We start from the raw sequence: 17,855 nt of genomic DNA, 5'->3' as shown, positions 1-17,855 counted from the left end.
TTTATACGGCTTTAAGACTTATCTGCTCTAATCAACCATTGAAAAGTTAATCGCTTCCGGTCTCGCTTTTCCCGTCCAGAACATCTTCGCAGCAACATTTTCAGCCAACTCAAGGTAATGACGCGTGTGCTCGCTATCTGGACGACGAATAACGGTTGGGCAGCCCGCATCGATGTCTTCTCGCACATCAATATGCAGTGGAATCTGCGCCAAAATATCAAGGAAGAATTCTTCCGACATCGCTTCCGCGCCACCAGCACCGAAGATATGCTCTTTCTCGCCACAATGACTACAGATATGGTAGCTCATGTTTTCCACTAAGCCTGCAACCGGCACGCTCACTTTATCAAACATAGCCACGCCTTTGCGTGCATCAGCTAAAGCCAAATCTTGAGGTGTTGTCACGACTACCGCGCCCGTTACTGGGATCTGCTGCGAAAGCGTTAGTTGAATATCACCCGTACCCGGTGGCATGTCGATAACAAGGTAATCCAGTTCTGGCCATACGGTTTCATTCACGAGCTGACCTAATGCTTTAGCCGCCATTGGACCGCGCCAGATTGCCGCATCGTCTTTTGACACAAGGTAACCGATAGAATGAGTAAAAATGCCATGAGCTTCGATTGGCATCATCCATTTGTTGTTTTGCACTTCTGGCTTTGCGTCTAACTGGCCGAGCATCATAGGCACAGATGGGCCATAGATATCTGCATCTAATAAACCCACTTTTGATCCTGATTTAGACAAAGCTAGAGCAAGGTTCACAGAGGTTGTTGATTTACCCACTCCACCCTTTGCAGAAGTCACGGCGATGATGTTCTTCACGCCTTTCAATGGGGTAGCAACCGTGGTTTCTAACGCTGACGGCTTCACATTTACTTCAAATTGGAAAGCACTCACTAGTTGCTGTTCAATTTGAGCGTTGATCCACTGTTCCAGTTCAACCGTGAGCTGATTGGCAGCAAAAGGTAAAGTAATGACAAATGATCCGCGTGGATCAACAGAGACAATATTTTGGTGTAGCGCCCACTCTGGTATGAGGATTGGTGACTCAAACTCATTCAACCATGAACAGAAATCTTGCTTAGAAGTAAAGTTACGCATTGGGGCTCCTTTTTTTATTTATGCTATCACCCACGAGATGAAGACTGAACCCCTAAAAAACTAGGGGAATCCTTTGTCTGATACCTTGGCGTATCACACGTTATAAAGTAGTATTACCTCTCAAAATTTATACCTATCAAAAAAGCGAATTATTAAGTATGGCAACTGATCCAAGACAACTTTTGGTAACTTGTGCGCTTCCGTACGCTAACGGCTCTATTCACCTTGGCCATATGCTTGAGCATATCCAAGCTGATATTTGGGTTCGATACCAGCGTCTACGTGGCAACACTGTAAACTTCATCTGTGCTGACGATGCTCACGGCACGCCAATTATGCTTAAAGCTCAACAGATGGGTATCACACCAGAAGAGATGATCGCTGCTGTTAGTGAAGAGCACCAAAAAGACTTCGCTGGCTTTGATATCAGCTTTGATAATTACCACAGCACACATAGCGAAGAGAACCGTGAACTGGCTTCTCATATCTATTTAGAACTTAAAAAGAACGGTTTCATCTCTAGCCGTACTATTTCTCAGCTTTTCGATCCTGAGAAAGAGATGTTTCTTCCAGACCGTTTTGTAAAAGGTACTTGCCCTAAGTGTAAGTCAGAAGACCAATACGGTGATAACTGTGATAACTGTGGTGAGACATACAGCCCAACTGAACTGATTAATCCTAAATCAGCAGTTTCTGGTGCAACTCCAGTAATGAAAGACTCTGAGCACTTCTTCTTCGACCTACCTCAGTTCGAAAGCATGCTTAAAGAGTGGACTCGTTCTGGCTCTCTACAGAATGAAACTGCAAACAAAATGCAGGAATGGTTCGAGTCTGGCCTGCAACAGTGGGATATCTCACGTGATGCGCCTTACTTTGGCTTCGAAATCCCAGGCGAAAAAGACAAGTTCTTCTACGTATGGCTAGATGCGCCTGTTGGCTACATGGCTTCTTTCAAGAACCTATGTGACAAGCGTGACGATCTAGATTTCGACGAATACTGGAAGAAAGATAGCACAACTGAGCTTTACCACTTCATCGGTAAAGACATTGTGTACTTCCACTCTCTATTCTGGCCTGCAATGCTAGAAGGTTCTGGTTTCCGTAAGCCAAACAACGTATTCGTACACGGCTACGTAACCGTAAACGGCGCTAAGATGTCTAAGTCAAAAGGCACATTCATCAAAGCAAGCACGTACCTAAACCACCTAGACCCTGAATGTCTACGTTACTACTACGCTGCTAAACTAAACAGCCGTATCGATGATTTAGACCTTAACCTTGAAGACTTCACTCAACGTGTAAACGCTGACGTAGTAAACAAGATTGTTAACCTAGCGTCTCGTAACGCAGGCTTCATCACTAAGCGTTTCGAAGGCAAGCTTTCTGCTGAATTTGCAGAACCAGAGCTCTACAACGAATTCGTAGCAGCAGCTGAGCGTATCGGTCAACTGTACGAAACTCGTGAGTTCAGCCGCGCTATTCGTGAAGTAACGGCACTCGCTGACAAAGCTAACCAGTACATCGACGAAAAAGCACCTTGGGTTCTTGCAAAAGAAGAAGGTAAAGAGGAAGAGCTTCAAGAAGTTTCTTCTGTAGGTATTAACCTATTCCGCGTACTGATGGCTTACCTGAAACCCGTAATGCCAGAACTAGCCGCTCGCACTGAAGCTTTCCTAAACGAAGAGCTAACGTGGGAAGCAATTGCTACTCCACTAACTGATCACGAAATCACTAAGTTCAAGGCGCTATTTAGCCGTATTGATCCGAAGAAAGTGGAAGCAATGATCGAATCTTCTAAAGAAGATGCAGCCGCTGAAGCAGCAGCAAAAGAAAAAGCAGAAGCGGAAAAAGAGCAAGCAAGCCAAACTGAGCTAGACAAAGAGCCAATCGCAGATGAGATTGAGTTCGATGCCTTTGCAGCAGTCGATATGCGTATTGCTCGTATCATCTCTTGTGAAGAAGTACCAAAAGCGAACAAACTGCTGAAATTCCAATTGGACATCGGTGGTGAAACTCGCCAAGTATTCTCTGGTATCAAGTCAGCATACAAACCTGAAGAGCTAGAAGGCAAGCTAACTGTCATGGTAGCAAACCTTAAACCTCGTAAGATGAAGTTTGGTATGTCTGAAGGCATGATCCTAGCTGCTGGCCCTGGTGGCAGCGACTTGTGGATCCTTGAACCACACGAAGGTGCTCAACCAGGTATGCGCGTAATGTAATGCCGGTTTAGCCGCTTAAAAATCCCCATAACAGCCATGTTGTGGGGATTTTTTATATCTATGGAAAACAAGCGTTCTCTGTTAGAGTCGCCCTCAACTATGCTATGTAGAGTAAAGTGTGCTTTATCAAATCCAATATATTTGATTGGAGCCATATTCACTCCCAGATACCTTTTTAGGACTACCCTGTGACTAACAATGAAATCTTGCGTCGTATTCAACACGCACTAAACCTTAAAAATGCACAAATCATCAAAGCTATTGAACAAGCTGACGTTACCGTTGCTCACGATAAAGTGATTAACTGGCTGAAAGACGATAACGACAAGTCATGCGCAACGATGAAAGACAAAGAGTTAGCGGTATTTCTAAATGGTTTCATCAACCTAAAGCGTGGCAAGAAAGAAGGTGAGCAACCAAAACCTGAAGTTGCGCTAACGAACAACATGATTTTCATGAAGCTGCGTATCGCGCTAAACATGAAAGCTGAAGATGTGCTTGATGTATTAGAAGTTGTTGGTGTGAGCTTAAGTAAATACGAGATCGGCGCTTACTTCCGCAAACCAGAAAATAAGAACTACAAAGTGTGTGAAGACCAATTACTTTGTGATTACTTAAATGGCGTTCAGTTTACTAACCGCCCAGACTCAGAAGAGTTTGCAGGGTAAGTTACTGCTTATTGATAAGTTTTCACCAACTATCGATAAATAAAAAGCGGCGAGATAATTTGATTATCTCGCCGCTTTTTTGTGTTCTTTACGTCGTTTACTTAACAAGTAAAACCTAGCCGTACTTAAATGAAAAGACTTAGCTGTCGTCTTCAGTAAAGTTTGTTGGCAACGTTGTTTTCATCTCGTTCCAAATCTGTGCGCTTGCGATACCATAGTTGCGAATCACAAGTGGCAGGTTTTCACGCTCACCACTTTCACAAATAACAAACAAGTTTTTGTAGAACTCCATGGCTAAACGACGAGCTTCCGGGTTAGAGAAGTAGTAGCTGCCAACACGGTCGTACAGCTTACGAACGCCGTTAAAAATCAGTCCGTAAATTTGGTTACCTGAATGGAATGCTAAACGTTGAAAAAGCATGTAATCGTAGAAGTTAAACGTTTTAGCGACTAAGATCGTTTGACGCTTCACTTCATCTTTTTCTACGTCTTCTTTCACTGACTGTTTGATCTTATCAGCATACGGAGAAGACTCTAGGAATTCATCCCATGTCGGTGCCGCAAGTAACGCTTCACAAGATTCAATCACGTTAGTAATCGTACGCTCAGAAGCTTCTTTATTTGCTTTGAATGCATAACGCATAAAGATAGGACTGATATTGGTACGTGCAGCAAGCAAGTCTTCGACCATTTTACTTGCGTTATCAACATCCAACGTCATTAACGTATCTAGAATATGAAGACCTGAGGTTTCCATAAACTGGTTAACTTTAGTTGGCTTACCGTGTTGGATCGTCAACCAACCATCACGAGCAAGACGTTGTAGTACTTCACGAAGCGTAGTACGTGTAACACCAATCAGTTCAGAAAGCTCACGCTCTGCGGGCAAGATAGAACCTGGAGGGAAACGGCCATTCCAAATACTTTCAATGATATACTTTTCTGCAAATCCTGCCGGGCTCTTCGCCTTAATGACCATCTACACTTCAATCCAATTTAATTATTATGTTCTAATTTACTCATCATACCACTAGTCTTACCTAGCTGAAATACCCCCAAAAACTTTACTCCCCCAAATACAACAATAGAGCTAAAGCTCTAAAGTTAAGCACACGTTTACACTTAGAGTTTGGAAAGCAAGTGACTACAAACCACCATTCCAACAACTTATTAACACAACAAAAAACCTTAAAAATCAATGACATTTGTCATATTTACAAAGTAATTAAAATGCAATATTAAGTTGTAATAATCACACATAAACAGTCTTTATTATGTTGATTTCAATCATTTCGCTGAAATATTGATTCTAGTCGGTTTTTATCACATTTTAAGTGGTATGCTTGCGCTACTTTGATCGCGTTTCTCAACAAAAAAGAGGTATTTTTAGTGCTACAGGGCTTTTCCTGTTGACTAAATGTTATCTAAGAGTAGAGTTGCGCTCAAAAATAAGCAGTGCTTGAGTTTCTAAGGGAGTGACTTGGCAAGACCACAGAACATTACATGGAATGTAGTTTTTCTAAGTCACTGTTAGTTATAGTTTTTAATCAATTTTATAGCTCAATTCTCAAAATGTTGTATTGCTTGTCTATTCATAATCAACATAAAAGAGTATTAACATGCCGATGTCTCTCGGAAACGCTTTTATCAAGAACTTCCTTGGTAAAGCTCCTGATTGGTATAAACTTGCCATCATTTCCTTTTTAATCATCAACCCGTTTGTTTTTTTCCTAGTTGACCCATTTGTTGCGGGCTGGCTGTTAGTGGTTGAGTTTATTTTCACTCTAGCTATGGCTCTAAAATGCTACCCTCTTCAACCGGGTGGTTTATTAGCCATTCAAGCAGTCGCCATTGGCATGACTAAACCTGAAATGGTTTATCACGAGCTCCAAGCAAACCTTCCTGTATTACTCTTGCTCGTATTCATGGTTGCTGGTATTTACTTCATGAAAGAACTGCTTTTGTTCATTTTCACGAAGATCTTACTCGGTATCCAATCCAAAGCCTTACTCTCTGTCGCTTTCTGTGTCGCTGCTGCTTTCTTATCAGCATTCCTAGACGCACTAACGGTGATCGCCGTTGTTATCAGCGTTGCAGTTGGCTTCTATTCTATCTATCACAAGGTGGCATCAGGTAAAGGCACTACGTCTGCACACGATCATACTCACGATGAAGAGATCTCTGAGCTAACTCGTGACGATTTAGAAAACTACCGCGCTTTCCTACGCTCACTACTTATGCACGCAGGTGTAGGTACTGCACTCGGTGGTGTAATGACCATGGTAGGTGAACCACAAAACTTAGTGATTGCGAAGCAAGCAGGCTGGGAATTCGGTGAATTTATCATCCGTATGCTGCCGGTAACATTGCCTGTATTCATCTGCGGCATTATCACTTGTGCACTTGTAGAGAAATTCAAAGTATTTGGTTACGGTGCAGAGCTGCCAAATAACGTTCGCCAAATCTTAGTTGAATTTGACAACAAAGAACGCGCAAACCGTACAAAACAAGACGTAGCAAAACTATGGGTTCAAAGTGCAATCGCAGTTTGGCTTATCGTAGGCCTTGCGCTTCACGTGGCTGAAGTCGGTTTGATTGGCCTTTCAGTTATCATCTTAGCAACGGCGTTTACTGGTGTAATTGAAGAGCACTCAATGGGTAAAGCCTTTGAAGAAGCGCTACCATTTACTGCACTTCTTGCTGTCTTTTTCGCTGTCGTTGCGGTAATCATTGACCAAGGACTGTTTAAGCCAGTGATCGATGCAGTACTTCACGTTGAAGATAAAGGTGCACAGCTCGCACTATTCTATGTGGCTAACGGTATCTTATCGATGGTTTCAGATAACGTGTTCGTAGGTACGGTTTACATCAACGAAGTTAAAACTGCACTGGTTGAAGGCATCATCACTCGTGACCAATTTGACCTACTTGCTGTTGCTATCAACACAGGTACTAACCTACCTTCTGTTGCTACGCCAAACGGTCAAGCTGCATTCCTATTCTTATTAACATCCGCACTTGCCCCGTTAATTCGACTGTCTTACGGCCGCATGGTTATCATGGCTTTGCCATACACTATCGTACTGGCTCTTGTTGGTCTTGCTGGTATCGTGTTCTTTGTTGAACCGATGACAGCCTGGTTCTACGATGCAGGTTGGATCGTTCAGCGCACTGGTGAAGTTGTTGCCCCAGTGATTTCTGGTGGTCACTAATCCGATTTTGTGTTGCGAAACACAATAAGTGTATCTAACTAATCAAAAATATTAGTTGATTAGGAAACTTATCCAAGATAAAAAGCTCTGAGTATTCAGAGCTTTTTTATTTTATAGACGGGATTAAATTCGTGAACTTTTTTGCAATGCTCAAAGACTTCTCTAAGGGACGTTTATCTTGGCTTTTACTGCTGGCTTTCATACTATTTTTTGAAGCATGTGCCCTATTCTTCCAGCATGTAATGATGCTTGGCCCTTGCGTAATGTGTATCTATGAACGCGTTGCCATGCTTGCTATTGGTGTCGCAGCAATGATTGGTGCTATTGCGCCGAATAATCCGATATCACGTTGGCTAGGACTGGCTGGTTGGGGATTTGGCGCATACAAGGGTTTGATGCTGGCATTACAACATGTTGACTACCAGTTTAATCCGTCTCCTTTCGCAACTTGTGATTTATTCGTCACCTTCCCTAGCTGGGCACCTCTAAACCAATGGGCTCCGTGGATGTTTGAAGCTTACGGCGACTGCAGTAAGGTTGTGTGGCAGTTCTTAGAGCTTTCTATGCCTCAATGGCTGGTCATCATCTTCGCGGGTAACTTGGTTGCTTTCGGCTTTGTTGTTGTTTCTCAATTCGTTAAATCAAAGAATGACTAACAATTAACTCATGATGTTCAGAAACGAAAAAGTCGACCAATAGGTCGACTTTTTTATTGCTTAAGCTTTTTATCAGTTAAAGAGAGTCTGTTGCTCATTCAAGCTTACTCTATCAACAAGTCTCGATTAGCTGTTTTTACCGCAGCATTGCTTGAATTTCTTGCCACTTTCGCACGGACATAGATCGTTTCGACCAATGTCTTTAAATGGGTTCACGCTTTGTGACTTATTACCCAGCATAGCTTCATCTGCCGCAAGTGCCACTTCAGAAATCATCAAATCAATCTGACCAACCAAGTCTGCAAGCGATGGCGGATTCTGAAGGCCAGCAGCGACCATTTGCTGTTGGGTTTGTTCTTCATCAATCGCTAGCATCAATGTAGTTAGCAGCGCTTGTAGCATACGTAACGTACCATCCGCCACTGTCACACTTTGCCACTGCTCTTCAATCGTAGGCCAAACCATCATGAAGCCTTCCGCGAAATCAGCGAATTGCTCGTTAAAGTCACCTTCCGCAAACACATCGGCTAGTAAGTATTCACTACGCTGAATCAGGTTGTGCTGACGGTTAATTTGTTCCGTCACGATTGTTACCAGCTCTTTACCCGCTTCAGGCGCGACGATAGCTAGCCACTCTTCTGGATCTAATGGCTTAGTCGCTAGGTTAGACGCAAGGATTGCACCTTCAATAAACTGCGGTGTAATGTCTGTGACTTGTTCTGGTAGGCTTAATAATTGATATGTCATGAAAGCTCTGGATATTGGGGCATTTTCGATATTATAACGTTATCCCCGCTAAGATGTCGCCAACCACTTCCCTCTGTTTTCTAACCAACAATCATACGCAAACCATTGCTATTCAAATATTATCGAATTTTCACTTATTTCGCTTTGATAATCAGAACCTTGGGTGTAAAACGCTGCCATAAACATTTAGTTACATTTAGGCGTGCTCAGCATGAAATCAAAATCCCAAGGTTTTACATTACTCGAACTTGTTGTTGTTATCGTTATTTTGGGTGTTTTAGCCGTCACCGCTGCGCCTCGTTTTCTTGGTGTTCAGCGAGATGCTCATGAAGCATTAGCGCAAGGTGCGTTTTCAGCGTTCAGAAACAGCATTGATATGTACCACTCACAATGGCTGGTCGATGGTGAACCAGATTTCGACCAAGTGGTGAATTATGGTGAAGGCGATGTATACCCGTCGGAAACCGGTTTTCCAATCTCGGTTCGAGAGCAAGTACCTACTGCACCTCCAACAGTGGAAGGCGATCAATGTGTAGCACTTTGGAACTCTTTGATTGAATCTGATTTAGTTGCTCGATCGCAATATGATACTGGCTTTATTCTACCCTCAGACGAAGCCATTGTGAGTTGGTACACGGGTACGCCGGAGTGTTATTACTACTACACTTCAAGTTTTACCCCATCCGAACGCTTGCCTATTCTTTATTACTCACCGATTACAGGTGAGGTAAGAGTGACCCGTGAAATGGCAAACACCGCTCCTTAGTGACAATCTAACTAACACCTCGTACAATCACGCCTCTTAATTTTTCGGTCCACTCAGTTTCGGTAAAAAACAGCATGCGAGTAATACTTGGCCCTATGGAGGGCGTTCTTGATCATCTAATGCGCGAAATTCTTACAGAGATTAATGACTATGATCTCTGTGTCACAGAATTCGTGCGTATCGTTGATCAACTTCTTCCTCCGCATGTTTTCCACCGTATTTGCCCTGAATTACATCAAGGCTCTCAAACCATGGCAGGTGTGCCTATTCACCTCCAACTTCTTGGACAACACCCAAATTGGATGGCTGAGAATGCCTTCCAAGCGGCCAGTTTAGGCGCTAAAGGGATCGATATTAACTTTGGGTGCCCTGCGAAAGCGGTAAATAAAAGTAATGGTGGAGCGTCACTGCTAAAAGAGCCAGAGCTTATCTATCAAGTAGTGAAAGCTTGCCGTGAAGCGGTGCCTGCACACATTCCCGTGTCCGCAAAAATTCGATTAGGTTGGGAACATCCTGAAGAGTGCTTTGAAATTGTTGACGCTATCGAGCAAGCAAAAGCTGACGAACTCACTGTGCATGCACGAACCAAAGTTGGTGGCTATAAAGCCAGCGAAATCAAATGGGATTACATCAATCAAATAAGAGAGAAAACCTCTCTGCCGTTGATTGCAAATGGGGAAATTTGGAACTATCAAGATGGTCAAGATTGCATTGAAGCAACGGGCGTCGACTCATTAATGGTTTGCCGCGGCGCTTTTAATATTCCAAACCTTGGTAATGTCGTTAAGCACAACCACCAGAAAATGCCATGGGATAGAGTAATCGCACTTTTACTGCGCTATTCAGAGTTTCAAATTAAAGGGGATAAAGGCATGTACTACCCCAATAGAGTGAAACAGTGGTTTGTCTATTTAAGTAAAGGCTACCCTGAAGCAAACGAACTGTTTAAAGAAATTCGTACTTTCAAGAAAGCGCCGCCTATCGTAGAGCGCCTACAACGTTATCAAGAAGAGCATTTCCACTCAGCTTAACTATGTCTTAGCGAGGGAGAGCCATCAGTCCCTCTCCTCCTTATACAGCACAAGACTTCAATAACGTGGTTAAAACTCGATTCGGTCTTTACCGGTCGTCTTAGCCACGTACAGTTTTTCATCGGCGTACTTAAATATCTCTTCAAAGTTGAGTTTGCTTTGCTCCGTTTCAACAATGCACACACCGCCAGATATCGTGAAGCCATTAGGGATGATATCCGCAGATTTAGAACAGACTGCACTTTTTACACGTTGTAATGTTCTGATCAATGTTTCTCGGTCATCACCTTTCAGATAGACAACGAACTCTTCACCACCAAATCTTGCTGCAACATCACTACTTCGAATGCTATTGCTTATCTGACGTGACATATAGCGGATTACATCGTCACCTTTATCGTGGCCGAAGGTATCATTTATCGACTTGAAATCATCGATATCGAACACCGTTAAAGCAAACAACTGGTCATGTTCCACACTACGCCAAAACGCTTCTAAGCCACGTCGATTCAATAACCCTGTCATTGGGTCTTTGGCTGCAAGTTCTTTGAAATAGCCACGTTCGATATTGGAGTTAACATAAAAGAAAATCGTAACCGAGAACAGGTATACGATAATAGCGACGATTAAACTGTCTTTTTCATAAACGAAAAAATGTCGAACTTCGTTCGCAATATCTAACTCGTAATACATCGCGTGATGAGATGCTACACCTTCGAAATCTATCTTACGGTAGAAAGCTGCAGTATCACTTGGATTAACTAAGGTAGTATCAATAATATCTATCCGACCCGCGAGATGCTTATTCGAAGTAGCAAGTAATTTGTCCGCGTAGATGCCAACTGACAACATTCCTTGATGCACACCTTTGTGAAACACCGGAATAGTCATACTGATCATACGGTCAAGAGAGTCAAACCGATAAGCGGGACCAGACAACGTTACTTGATCTGGGTTATTGGCGGTCTTCTGCCAGTAAGGACGGCTTTTGATGGTCGAAAGTAGTTCTTTTCCTAACCTTTTTGCAAAATCTTCTGGTGATGAAATAACATAGCCGCTTGTATCAATAAAATGCACACCGTTATGAAACTCATCAAGTTGGGATAAAAATGACAGGATCGGCGCTAGAGCAATTTTTTCTGACGCACTTTTATAGCTGTCACTCGTTTCAGAGCACAACGACTCCTCGCCCACCAACATATAATCAATATCGACCGAAGGAATATCAGCAGTCTTTCCATCAGCAAGTAGTAAGCTATCGATAGGCCAAATCTGGCAAAGGCCATCAACCACCTGTTTGTTGTGGTCAAGGAAAAGAGGATTACCCGATTTATAGTAGTTTGAGAAACTGTAGTCTAACGCGGTAACGACTTTAGTGGTTCGCTTGAAGACCTCTTCGATACGTTGAAATTCACTTCTGATGTCTTTCTCTACCGAATCAAAATGGTTCTTTGCAATCAAGCCGAGTAACATTGCTGCGATCACAGCAGGGAAACCAAAAACAAAGGTAAGGCTAAAATGCCTATTAACTTTCATATCATGTGCTCTTAGCGCTTAGCTATTTTCATTTACCCCGTTAATATTATGACATTAATTGTCAGCTCTCTCGATGTAAAATAATGTAAATTCATATTAACAGCATAGCTCACGGCCAAATAACCTATTCGAAGTGAACAAAATAACCACTTATAAAAGAACAAATTAGAGAAATACGACCATTATGTTGAGTTAATTTACTAATTCCTATCAACTGCTTTAATACTGTTAACAACATTATTTATATGCAACCTATGTTCATCATTCGGGTTATTACTAACGGCTAACAATCGCACGATCAATAACAGACTGAGGAAGGGTTACGCCTAGTTCACGAGCCGCGTCCAAATTGACGACAAGTTGAGAGCTCTTCGCTGTTTTCACATTCAACTTTCCGGGCTTTTGTCCCTCAAGTATTGCCGCCACATAATCTGCGGTTTGAACACCTACGTCATAATAATCTAGCCCTAAGCCAGCAATAGCGCCCTTTCCAACGTAAGAGGTTGCTCCTGCGACGACCGGTGTACCGGATTGATTTGCTGCTTGGATTAGATCTTCAATACCGCTTGCTACCGTGTTGTCGGTCAGCGCGTAGATAACATCTGACTTTTTAGCGACAGATTCAGCTTTTGATTCGACATCATCGATAGTCAGTGCTGTTGCTGTATAAAGTTGGAATCCATTCTCGCGCGCCGCTTTCTTCAGTAACTTTATCAATGCAACCGCATTAGCTTCTGCAGGGTTGTAGACAACACCAATAGAACTCGCTTTGGGGAGCAGTTCTTTAATCAACGAAACGTGTTGCGACACAGGAGAGAGATCAGAAAGACCAGTTACGTTTTTTCCGGGGTTGTTGAGTTGTTTGACCAGCCTTGCACCGATCGGGTCGGTTACAGCGGTAAATACGATCGGAATAGATCGGGTTGCGGAAACCAATGCTTGCGAGGTCGGTGTGGCTATACCAACTAACACGTGAGGATTTTCGCTAGCCAACTCTCTTGCTATTTTTGCCGCTTGCGCTGGACTACCATCGGCCATCTCATACGAGAATTCTAGATTTTTTCCTGGCTCATAACCTTTCGCTCGTAACCCTTCAAGAAGCCCCAGACGTGTCGCGTTCAAATCAGGATGGTCGACAACTTGTGAGACCGAGACTTTGGCGATATTTGCCATCACGTTGCCTGTCCATAGCAACAGGAAACAGCTCAAAGTCGCCGTTAATACTCTTTTTACAGAACCCATCAATACTCCCTTCATCAAGCTCTCGTTGTTATTGCTCGATCTAAAGAGAACAACATTAAATTCATTATTGATAGTATTACCAGTAACCATTGATAAGTTGAAGTGATATTTAACAAAAACACAACAATGCTCGAATTATGTGAGAAAAGGTAAGTTTGATTGAGTTATTAGGTAAGAAACGAAGTGAATAACGAGAGATAAGTGAAACGAATAATAAAGATTAAACGAAATGAATCTGAGAACAAGCCAACATCGATGTGTAGCTGTCCTCAGACGATAGGAGAAGGTCAGATATTCTTAGAACCAACGTTCCATTGAAGATTTATCTAACTGGCGGAATGCGCGATTCAAAATGATCGCCAATTCTTTATAACGGGGGCGTGGTTTCATTGGTTCCAATGCAAAACCTGTTTCGCTGATCTTCTCGTGCAGCTCTCGATACCACGAAACCAATGCTGGCGGTAATTGAGTGTTCGAACGGTTACCTAACCACCACATGCCTTGAAGTGGCAAGCTGATCGCAAACAATGCCATGACCACAGCTTGCGGCATCGCATGATAATTATTGAAGACCATTTGTGTAAGAATACTAATAGCGGCTATCGCTGGCATCACTTTCACACCAAAACGCGTGGCTTTAATGATGCGCTGTTCAGGGAAGATAGCGTTTAACTCTTTTCGAACAGGCCAGAGATCCATGTACTTTTGGCCATCTTTTAAACTGCTCGCTAAACCAACTCTATTACTCATATGAGTCTCCCATTAAAAAAAAGTTGAAATCATCAACTAAAAACACAAAAATTTGACGAAAAATAATATTCTTTCAAATTTTTTTGTTATATTTGCACAATATCGCTATTATTTGCAGACCTCAATCTCATTGTTGCCCTTATTTACAATTTAAGCAACTTTGGGACGACTTCTGCAAGGAATGCAAAAGCCTCTTTTTCTGAAAAAGTGCGCTTTCACTTTAATACGGAAATTAACGTTTTTTTGACCAAGGTTAGTACGCAAGCCCATGTGCTTCGACTATTCTTGAGATTAATTTTCATCCTTAACTGATTTCGATCAGAAAAATAAACAGGTAGTCATTAATGTCTAAGCTAGTTTTAGTTTTAAACTGTGGTAGTTCTTCTCTTAAATTTGCTGTTGTTGATGCAGAAACAGGTGCTGAGCACCTAACTGGTCTTGCTGAGTGTCTTGGTCTTCCAGAAGCTCGTATGAAGTGGAAACTTGATGGCAAGCACGAAGCACAACTAGGCGCGGGCGCAGCTCACGTAGAAGCACTATCTTTCATGGTAGAAACTATTCTTGCTTCTAAGCCTGAGCTTAAAGCTAACCTTGGCGCTATCGGTCACCGTATCGTTCACGGTGGCGAGCAGTTCACTAAATCAGCACTTATCACTGATGAAGTACTTAAGGGTATTCAAGACGCTGCAACTTTTGCACCTCTTCACAACCCAGCTCACCTTATCGGTATCGAAGCAGCTCAACAGAACTTCCCTGGCCTACAAAACGTTGCTGTATTTGACACTGCGTTCCACCAAACAATGCCTTCTGAGTCTTACCTATACGCTCTACCGTACAACCTGTACAAAGAGCACGGCATCCGTCGTTACGGCATGCACGGTACTTCTCACCTGTTCATTACTCGTGAAGTAGCTGGTCTACTAAACAAGCCAGTTGAAGAAGTTAACATCATCAACTGTCACCTAGGTAACGGCGCATCTGTATGTGCTATCAAGAACGGTCAATCTGTAGATACTTCTATGGGTCTTACTCCTCTTGAAGGTCTAGTAATGGGTACTCGTTGTGGTGACCTAGATCCTGCGATCATCTTCCACCTACACGACGCTCTTGGTTACTCTGTTGAAGAAATCAACAACATGCTAACTAAAGAGTCTGGTCTTGCTGGTCTAACTGAAGTGACTTCTGACTGTCGTTTCGTTGAAGACAACTACGGTGAGAAAGAAGAAGCAACTCGTGCAATGGACGTGTTCTGTCACCGTCTAGCTAAGTACGTTGCTGGTTACACTGCAACTCTAGAAGGTCGTCTAGACGCAATCACTTTCACTGGCGGCATCGGCGAAAACTCTGGCCCAATCCGTGAAATGGTTCTTAACCGCCTAGGCATCTTCGGCATCGAAGTTGACAGCGAAGCTAACCTTAAAGCACGTTTCGGCGGCGAAGGTACTATCACTACAGCTAACAGCCGTATCCCTGCAATGGTTATCTCTACTAATGAAGAGCTAGTAATTGCTGAAGACACTGCGAAACTAGCAGGTCTTTAATTGATTTTCCTGACTAGCTTCACTCGAAGCTAGTCAGTTTTTCATATCAAGAAAATGGGGCTCAACTTCTATTCCTACCCCAATTTAAATATCGGTGGGAATAGCAGTTGAGCTTTTTTTATTTCCAATAGTCAAAGGTGTTCGTCAATGTCCCGTACTATTATGCTTATCCCTACAAGCGCTGGTGTTGGTCTTACTAGTGTTAGCATGGGTGTTCTTCGCGCTATGGAGCGTAAGGGCGTAAGTGTTTCTTTCTACAAGCCAATCGCTCAACCTCGCAGCGGTGGTAACCAACCTGATTTAACGTCTACTATCATCAGCGCAAACAGCGACATTAAGATTGGTGAGCCAATCGCAATGACTAAAGCTGAAGCTTTGATCGGTAGCGAAAAAATGGACGAGCTTCTAGAGTCTGTTGTTGAGCAATACAACAAGATCAACAAAGACGCAGAAGTAACGCTAATCGAAGGTCTAGTACCGACTCGTAAGCACCCATTTGCTAACCAAGTGAACGCGGAAATCGCTAAAACACTAGGCGCAGAGATCGTATTCGTTGCGACTCCGGGTACATACAACCCTAGTCAGCTTAAAGAGCACATCGAAGTAGCATGTTCTAACTTCGGCGGCACTAAAAACAAGAACATCTCAGGCGTTATTATTAACAAACTGAATGCACCTGTTGATGAAGCTGGCCGTACTCGCCCTGACCTTTCTGAAATCTTCGATGATGCAGATAGCGCTCAGCAAGCGAACCTTGAAGTAATGCAAATCTTCAACTCTAGCCCTATCCGTGTTCTTGGCTGTGTGCCATGGAGCATCGACCTAATCGCTACTCGTGCGGTTGATATGGCTAAGCACCTTAACGCTGAAATCGTTAACGAAGGTGAAATCTCAACTCGTCGTATTAAGAGCATCACTTTCTGTGCACGTTCTCTACCGCACATGATTGAGCACTTCAAACCAGGTTCACTGCTAGTAACTTCTGCAGACCGTCCTGACGTTATCGTTGCTGCGGCTCTTGCTGCGAAAAACGGTGTTGAAATTGGCGCAATCCTACTGACTGGCGGTTACGACATTCCAGAAAGCATTGCTAACCTTTGTGCACCAGCATTCGCTTCAGGTCTACCGATCTTCAAGGCTCAAGGTAACACTTGGCAGACGTCTCTTAACCTACAGAGCTTCAACCTAGAAGTACCTGCAGACGATAAAGAGCGTATCGAGTTCGTTAACGATCACGTTGCTAGCCATATCGATGGCCCTTGGATTGATTCTCTATCTGAAGGTACTCAAGGCATTCGTCGTCTAAGCCCACCAGCATTCCGTTACCAGCTAACTGAATTTGCTCGTAAAGCGGCTAAGCGTATCGTTCTTCCTGAAGGTGATGAGCCACGTACTGTTAAAGCAGCTTCTATCTGTGCTGAACGCGGTATCGCAACTTGTGTGCTTCTTGGTAACCCAGACGAAATCCGTCGCGTTGCTGCACAACAAGGTGTTGAACTAGGCGCTGGCGTTGAGATCATCGATTCTGCATCTGTTCGCGAAAACTACGTAGCTCGTCTAGTAGAACTTCGTGGCGCTAAAGGTATGACTGAAGTTGTTGCTCGTGAGAAGCTAAACGATTCAGTATTCCTAGGCACTATGATGCTTGAAGCGGGTGAAGTTGACGGTCTAGTTTCTGGTGCTGTTCACACAACGGCGAACACAATCGTTCCTCCGTTCCAGATCATCAAGACGGCTCCTGATGCTTCTATCGTATCTTCCATCTTCTTCATGCTTCTGCCTGATCAAGTGCTTGTATACGGTGACTGTGCGATCAACCCAGATCCAACAGCTGAACAGCTTGCTGAAATCGCTATCCAATCTGCAGATTCTGCTGCGGCATTCGGTATCGACCCACGCGTTGCTATGATCTCTTACTCTACTGGTGAATCTGGTAAAGGTGCAGACGTAGATAAAGTACGTGAAGCAACTAAACTTGCTCAAGCGAAACGTCCTGATCTAGTGATCGACGGTCCTCTTCAGTACGACGCAGCAATCATGGAAAACGTAGCCGCTTCTAAAGCGCCTAACTCTCCAGTTGCAGGTAAAGCGACAGTATTCGTATTCCCAGACCTAAACACGGGTAACACGACCTACAAAGCTGTACAGCGTTCAGCAGACCTAGTGTCTATCGGTCCAATGCTTCAAGGTATGCGCAAGCCAGTAAATGACTTGTCTCGCGGCGCTCTAGTAGACGATATCGTTTACACAGTAGCTCTAACGGCTATCCAAGCAGACCAAGCTGCTCAAGCTGAAGAAAAAGTAATTAACTAATTTTTCTTTTGTAGAAAGCCAAAACCCTAGATGTTTATCTAGGGTTTTTTTATGTCTAATGCTTAAGGTT

The 17,855-nt window shown here is 43.3% G+C and carries 14 protein-coding genes; 8 read left to right on the top strand and 6 right to left on the bottom strand.

Annotation, left to right across the window (positions count from 1 at the left end; genetic code table 11):
* Nucleotides 1-27 precede the first annotated feature (27 nt).
* The gene (apbC, locus tag BCT49_RS17480; protein ID WP_102437002.1) at nucleotides 28-1,104 is read right to left on the bottom strand and encodes an iron-sulfur cluster carrier protein ApbC; all 1,077 of its coding nucleotides are present in this window, start codon (nucleotides 1,102-1,104) and stop codon (nucleotides 28-30) included.
* Nucleotides 1,105-1,262: 158 nt separating this feature from the next.
* Here apbC and metG point away from each other — a divergent pair, with 158 nt between their 5' ends.
* Together metG and BCT49_RS17470 are read left to right on the top strand one after the other, a co-directional pair.
* Nucleotides 1,263-3,323 (top strand): methionine--tRNA ligase, encoded by a 2,061-nt coding sequence (metG, locus tag BCT49_RS17475; RefSeq protein ID WP_102437000.1) that lies wholly within the window; start codon nucleotides 1,263-1,265, stop codon nucleotides 3,321-3,323.
* A 188-nt stretch (nucleotides 3,324-3,511) separates the two neighbouring features.
* A complete protein-coding gene (locus BCT49_RS17470; RefSeq protein WP_102436998.1) occupies nucleotides 3,512-3,991 on the top strand; it encodes a DUF1456 family protein in 480 nt (159 codons plus the stop codon).
* Nucleotides 3,992-4,130: 139 nt separating this feature from the next.
* On the opposite strand, the gene fadR is transcribed toward BCT49_RS17470, so the two are convergent.
* Entirely contained in the window at nucleotides 4,131-4,970 is an 840-nt protein-coding gene (gene fadR / locus BCT49_RS17465; RefSeq protein ID WP_102436996.1) for a fatty acid metabolism transcriptional regulator FadR, read from the bottom strand.
* 640 nt (nucleotides 4,971-5,610) lie between these two features.
* On the opposite strand from fadR, the gene nhaB reads away from it, so the two are divergent.
* Both nhaB and dsbB read left to right on the top strand, forming a co-directional pair.
* On the top strand, nucleotides 5,611-7,203 hold the full coding sequence (gene nhaB / locus BCT49_RS17460; protein ID WP_102436994.1) for a Na(+)/H(+) antiporter NhaB: 1,593 nt from the start codon (nucleotides 5,611-5,613) through the stop codon (nucleotides 7,201-7,203).
* A 131-nt stretch (nucleotides 7,204-7,334) separates the two neighbouring features.
* Nucleotides 7,335-7,859 carry a disulfide bond formation protein DsbB gene (dsbB, locus tag BCT49_RS17455; RefSeq protein WP_102436992.1) on the top strand — a complete coding sequence of 175 codons (525 nt, stop codon included), beginning with the start codon at nucleotides 7,335-7,337 and terminating at the stop codon, nucleotides 7,857-7,859.
* Nucleotides 7,860-7,985: 126 nt separating this feature from the next.
* Here the strand turns inward: dsbB and BCT49_RS17450 are convergent, their stop codons facing one another.
* Nucleotides 7,986-8,606 (bottom strand): YecA family protein, encoded by a 621-nt coding sequence (locus BCT49_RS17450; RefSeq protein ID WP_017111100.1) that lies wholly within the window; start codon nucleotides 8,604-8,606, stop codon nucleotides 7,986-7,988.
* A gap of 211 nt (nucleotides 8,607-8,817) precedes the next feature.
* Here BCT49_RS17450 and BCT49_RS17445 point away from each other — a divergent pair, with 211 nt between their 5' ends.
* Together BCT49_RS17445 and dusC are read left to right on the top strand one after the other, a co-directional pair.
* Nucleotides 8,818-9,372, top strand: coding sequence for a prepilin-type N-terminal cleavage/methylation domain-containing protein (locus tag BCT49_RS17445; RefSeq protein WP_102436990.1), 555 nt, complete (start codon nucleotides 8,818-8,820; stop codon nucleotides 9,370-9,372).
* 74 nt (nucleotides 9,373-9,446) lie between these two features.
* Nucleotides 9,447-10,403: a tRNA dihydrouridine(16) synthase DusC gene (gene dusC / locus BCT49_RS17440; protein ID WP_017107304.1), complete on the top strand. Its 957-nt coding sequence runs from the start codon at nucleotides 9,447-9,449 to the stop codon at nucleotides 10,401-10,403.
* A 69-nt stretch (nucleotides 10,404-10,472) separates the two neighbouring features.
* On the opposite strand, the gene BCT49_RS17435 is transcribed toward dusC, so the two are convergent.
* The 3 genes from BCT49_RS17435 to yfbV all read right to left on the bottom strand — a co-directional run bounded on the left by BCT49_RS17435 (nucleotide 10,473) and on the right by yfbV (nucleotide 13,931).
* Nucleotides 10,473-11,939 (bottom strand): GGDEF domain-containing protein, encoded by a 1,467-nt coding sequence (locus BCT49_RS17435; protein ID WP_102436988.1) that lies wholly within the window; start codon nucleotides 11,937-11,939, stop codon nucleotides 10,473-10,475.
* Nucleotides 11,940-12,215: 276 nt separating this feature from the next.
* Complete coding sequence (locus BCT49_RS17430; RefSeq protein ID WP_102436986.1) at nucleotides 12,216-13,181, bottom strand: ABC transporter substrate binding protein; 966 nt, start codon at nucleotides 13,179-13,181, stop codon at nucleotides 12,216-12,218.
* 297 nt (nucleotides 13,182-13,478) lie between these two features.
* Nucleotides 13,479-13,931 (bottom strand): terminus macrodomain insulation protein YfbV, encoded by a 453-nt coding sequence (gene yfbV, locus BCT49_RS17425; RefSeq protein WP_017084030.1) that lies wholly within the window; start codon nucleotides 13,929-13,931, stop codon nucleotides 13,479-13,481.
* Between the two features lie 344 nt (nucleotides 13,932-14,275).
* On the opposite strand from yfbV, the gene BCT49_RS17420 reads away from it, so the two are divergent.
* A complete protein-coding gene (locus BCT49_RS17420) occupies nucleotides 14,276-15,472 on the top strand; it encodes an acetate kinase (RefSeq protein ID WP_017088570.1) in 1,197 nt (398 codons plus the stop codon).
* 147 nt (nucleotides 15,473-15,619) lie between these two features.
* Complete coding sequence (pta, locus tag BCT49_RS17415) at nucleotides 15,620-17,785, top strand: phosphate acetyltransferase (RefSeq protein WP_102436984.1); 2,166 nt, start codon at nucleotides 15,620-15,622, stop codon at nucleotides 17,783-17,785.
* The last annotated feature ends 70 nt before the right edge of the window (nucleotides 17,786-17,855 follow it).

The organism is Vibrio lentus, from assembly GCF_002875945.1.
In the GTDB taxonomy this organism is placed as follows: domain Bacteria; phylum Pseudomonadota; class Gammaproteobacteria; order Enterobacterales; family Vibrionaceae; genus Vibrio; species Vibrio apostichopi.
This window is presented reverse-complemented; position numbering and strand designations above follow the sequence as displayed.

Coding starts and splice junctions, on each gene's coding strand:
- fadR (WP_102436996.1), bottom strand. CDS start 4,970: ATGGTCATTAAGGCGAAGAGCCCGGCAGGATTTGCAGAAAAGTATATC.
- pta (WP_102436984.1), top strand. CDS start 15,620: ATGTCCCGTACTATTATGCTTATCCCTACAAGCGCTGGTGTTGGTCTT.
- BCT49_RS17445 (WP_102436990.1), top strand. CDS start 8,818: ATGAAATCAAAATCCCAAGGTTTTACATTACTCGAACTTGTTGTTGTT.
- apbC (WP_102437002.1), bottom strand. CDS start 1,104: ATGCGTAACTTTACTTCTAAGCAAGATTTCTGTTCATGGTTGAATGAG.
- BCT49_RS17420 (WP_017088570.1), top strand. CDS start 14,276: ATGTCTAAGCTAGTTTTAGTTTTAAACTGTGGTAGTTCTTCTCTTAAA.
- nhaB (WP_102436994.1), top strand. CDS start 5,611: ATGCCGATGTCTCTCGGAAACGCTTTTATCAAGAACTTCCTTGGTAAA.
- yfbV (WP_017084030.1), bottom strand. CDS start 13,931: ATGAGTAATAGAGTTGGTTTAGCGAGCAGTTTAAAAGATGGCCAAAAG.
- BCT49_RS17450 (WP_017111100.1), bottom strand. CDS start 8,606: ATGACATATCAATTATTAAGCCTACCAGAACAAGTCACAGACATTACA.
- metG (WP_102437000.1), top strand. CDS start 1,263: ATGGCAACTGATCCAAGACAACTTTTGGTAACTTGTGCGCTTCCGTAC.
- BCT49_RS17435 (WP_102436988.1), bottom strand. CDS start 11,939: ATGAAAGTTAATAGGCATTTTAGCCTTACCTTTGTTTTTGGTTTCCCT.
- dusC (WP_017107304.1), top strand. CDS start 9,447: ATGCGAGTAATACTTGGCCCTATGGAGGGCGTTCTTGATCATCTAATG.
- BCT49_RS17430 (WP_102436986.1), bottom strand. CDS start 13,181: ATGGGTTCTGTAAAAAGAGTATTAACGGCGACTTTGAGCTGTTTCCTG.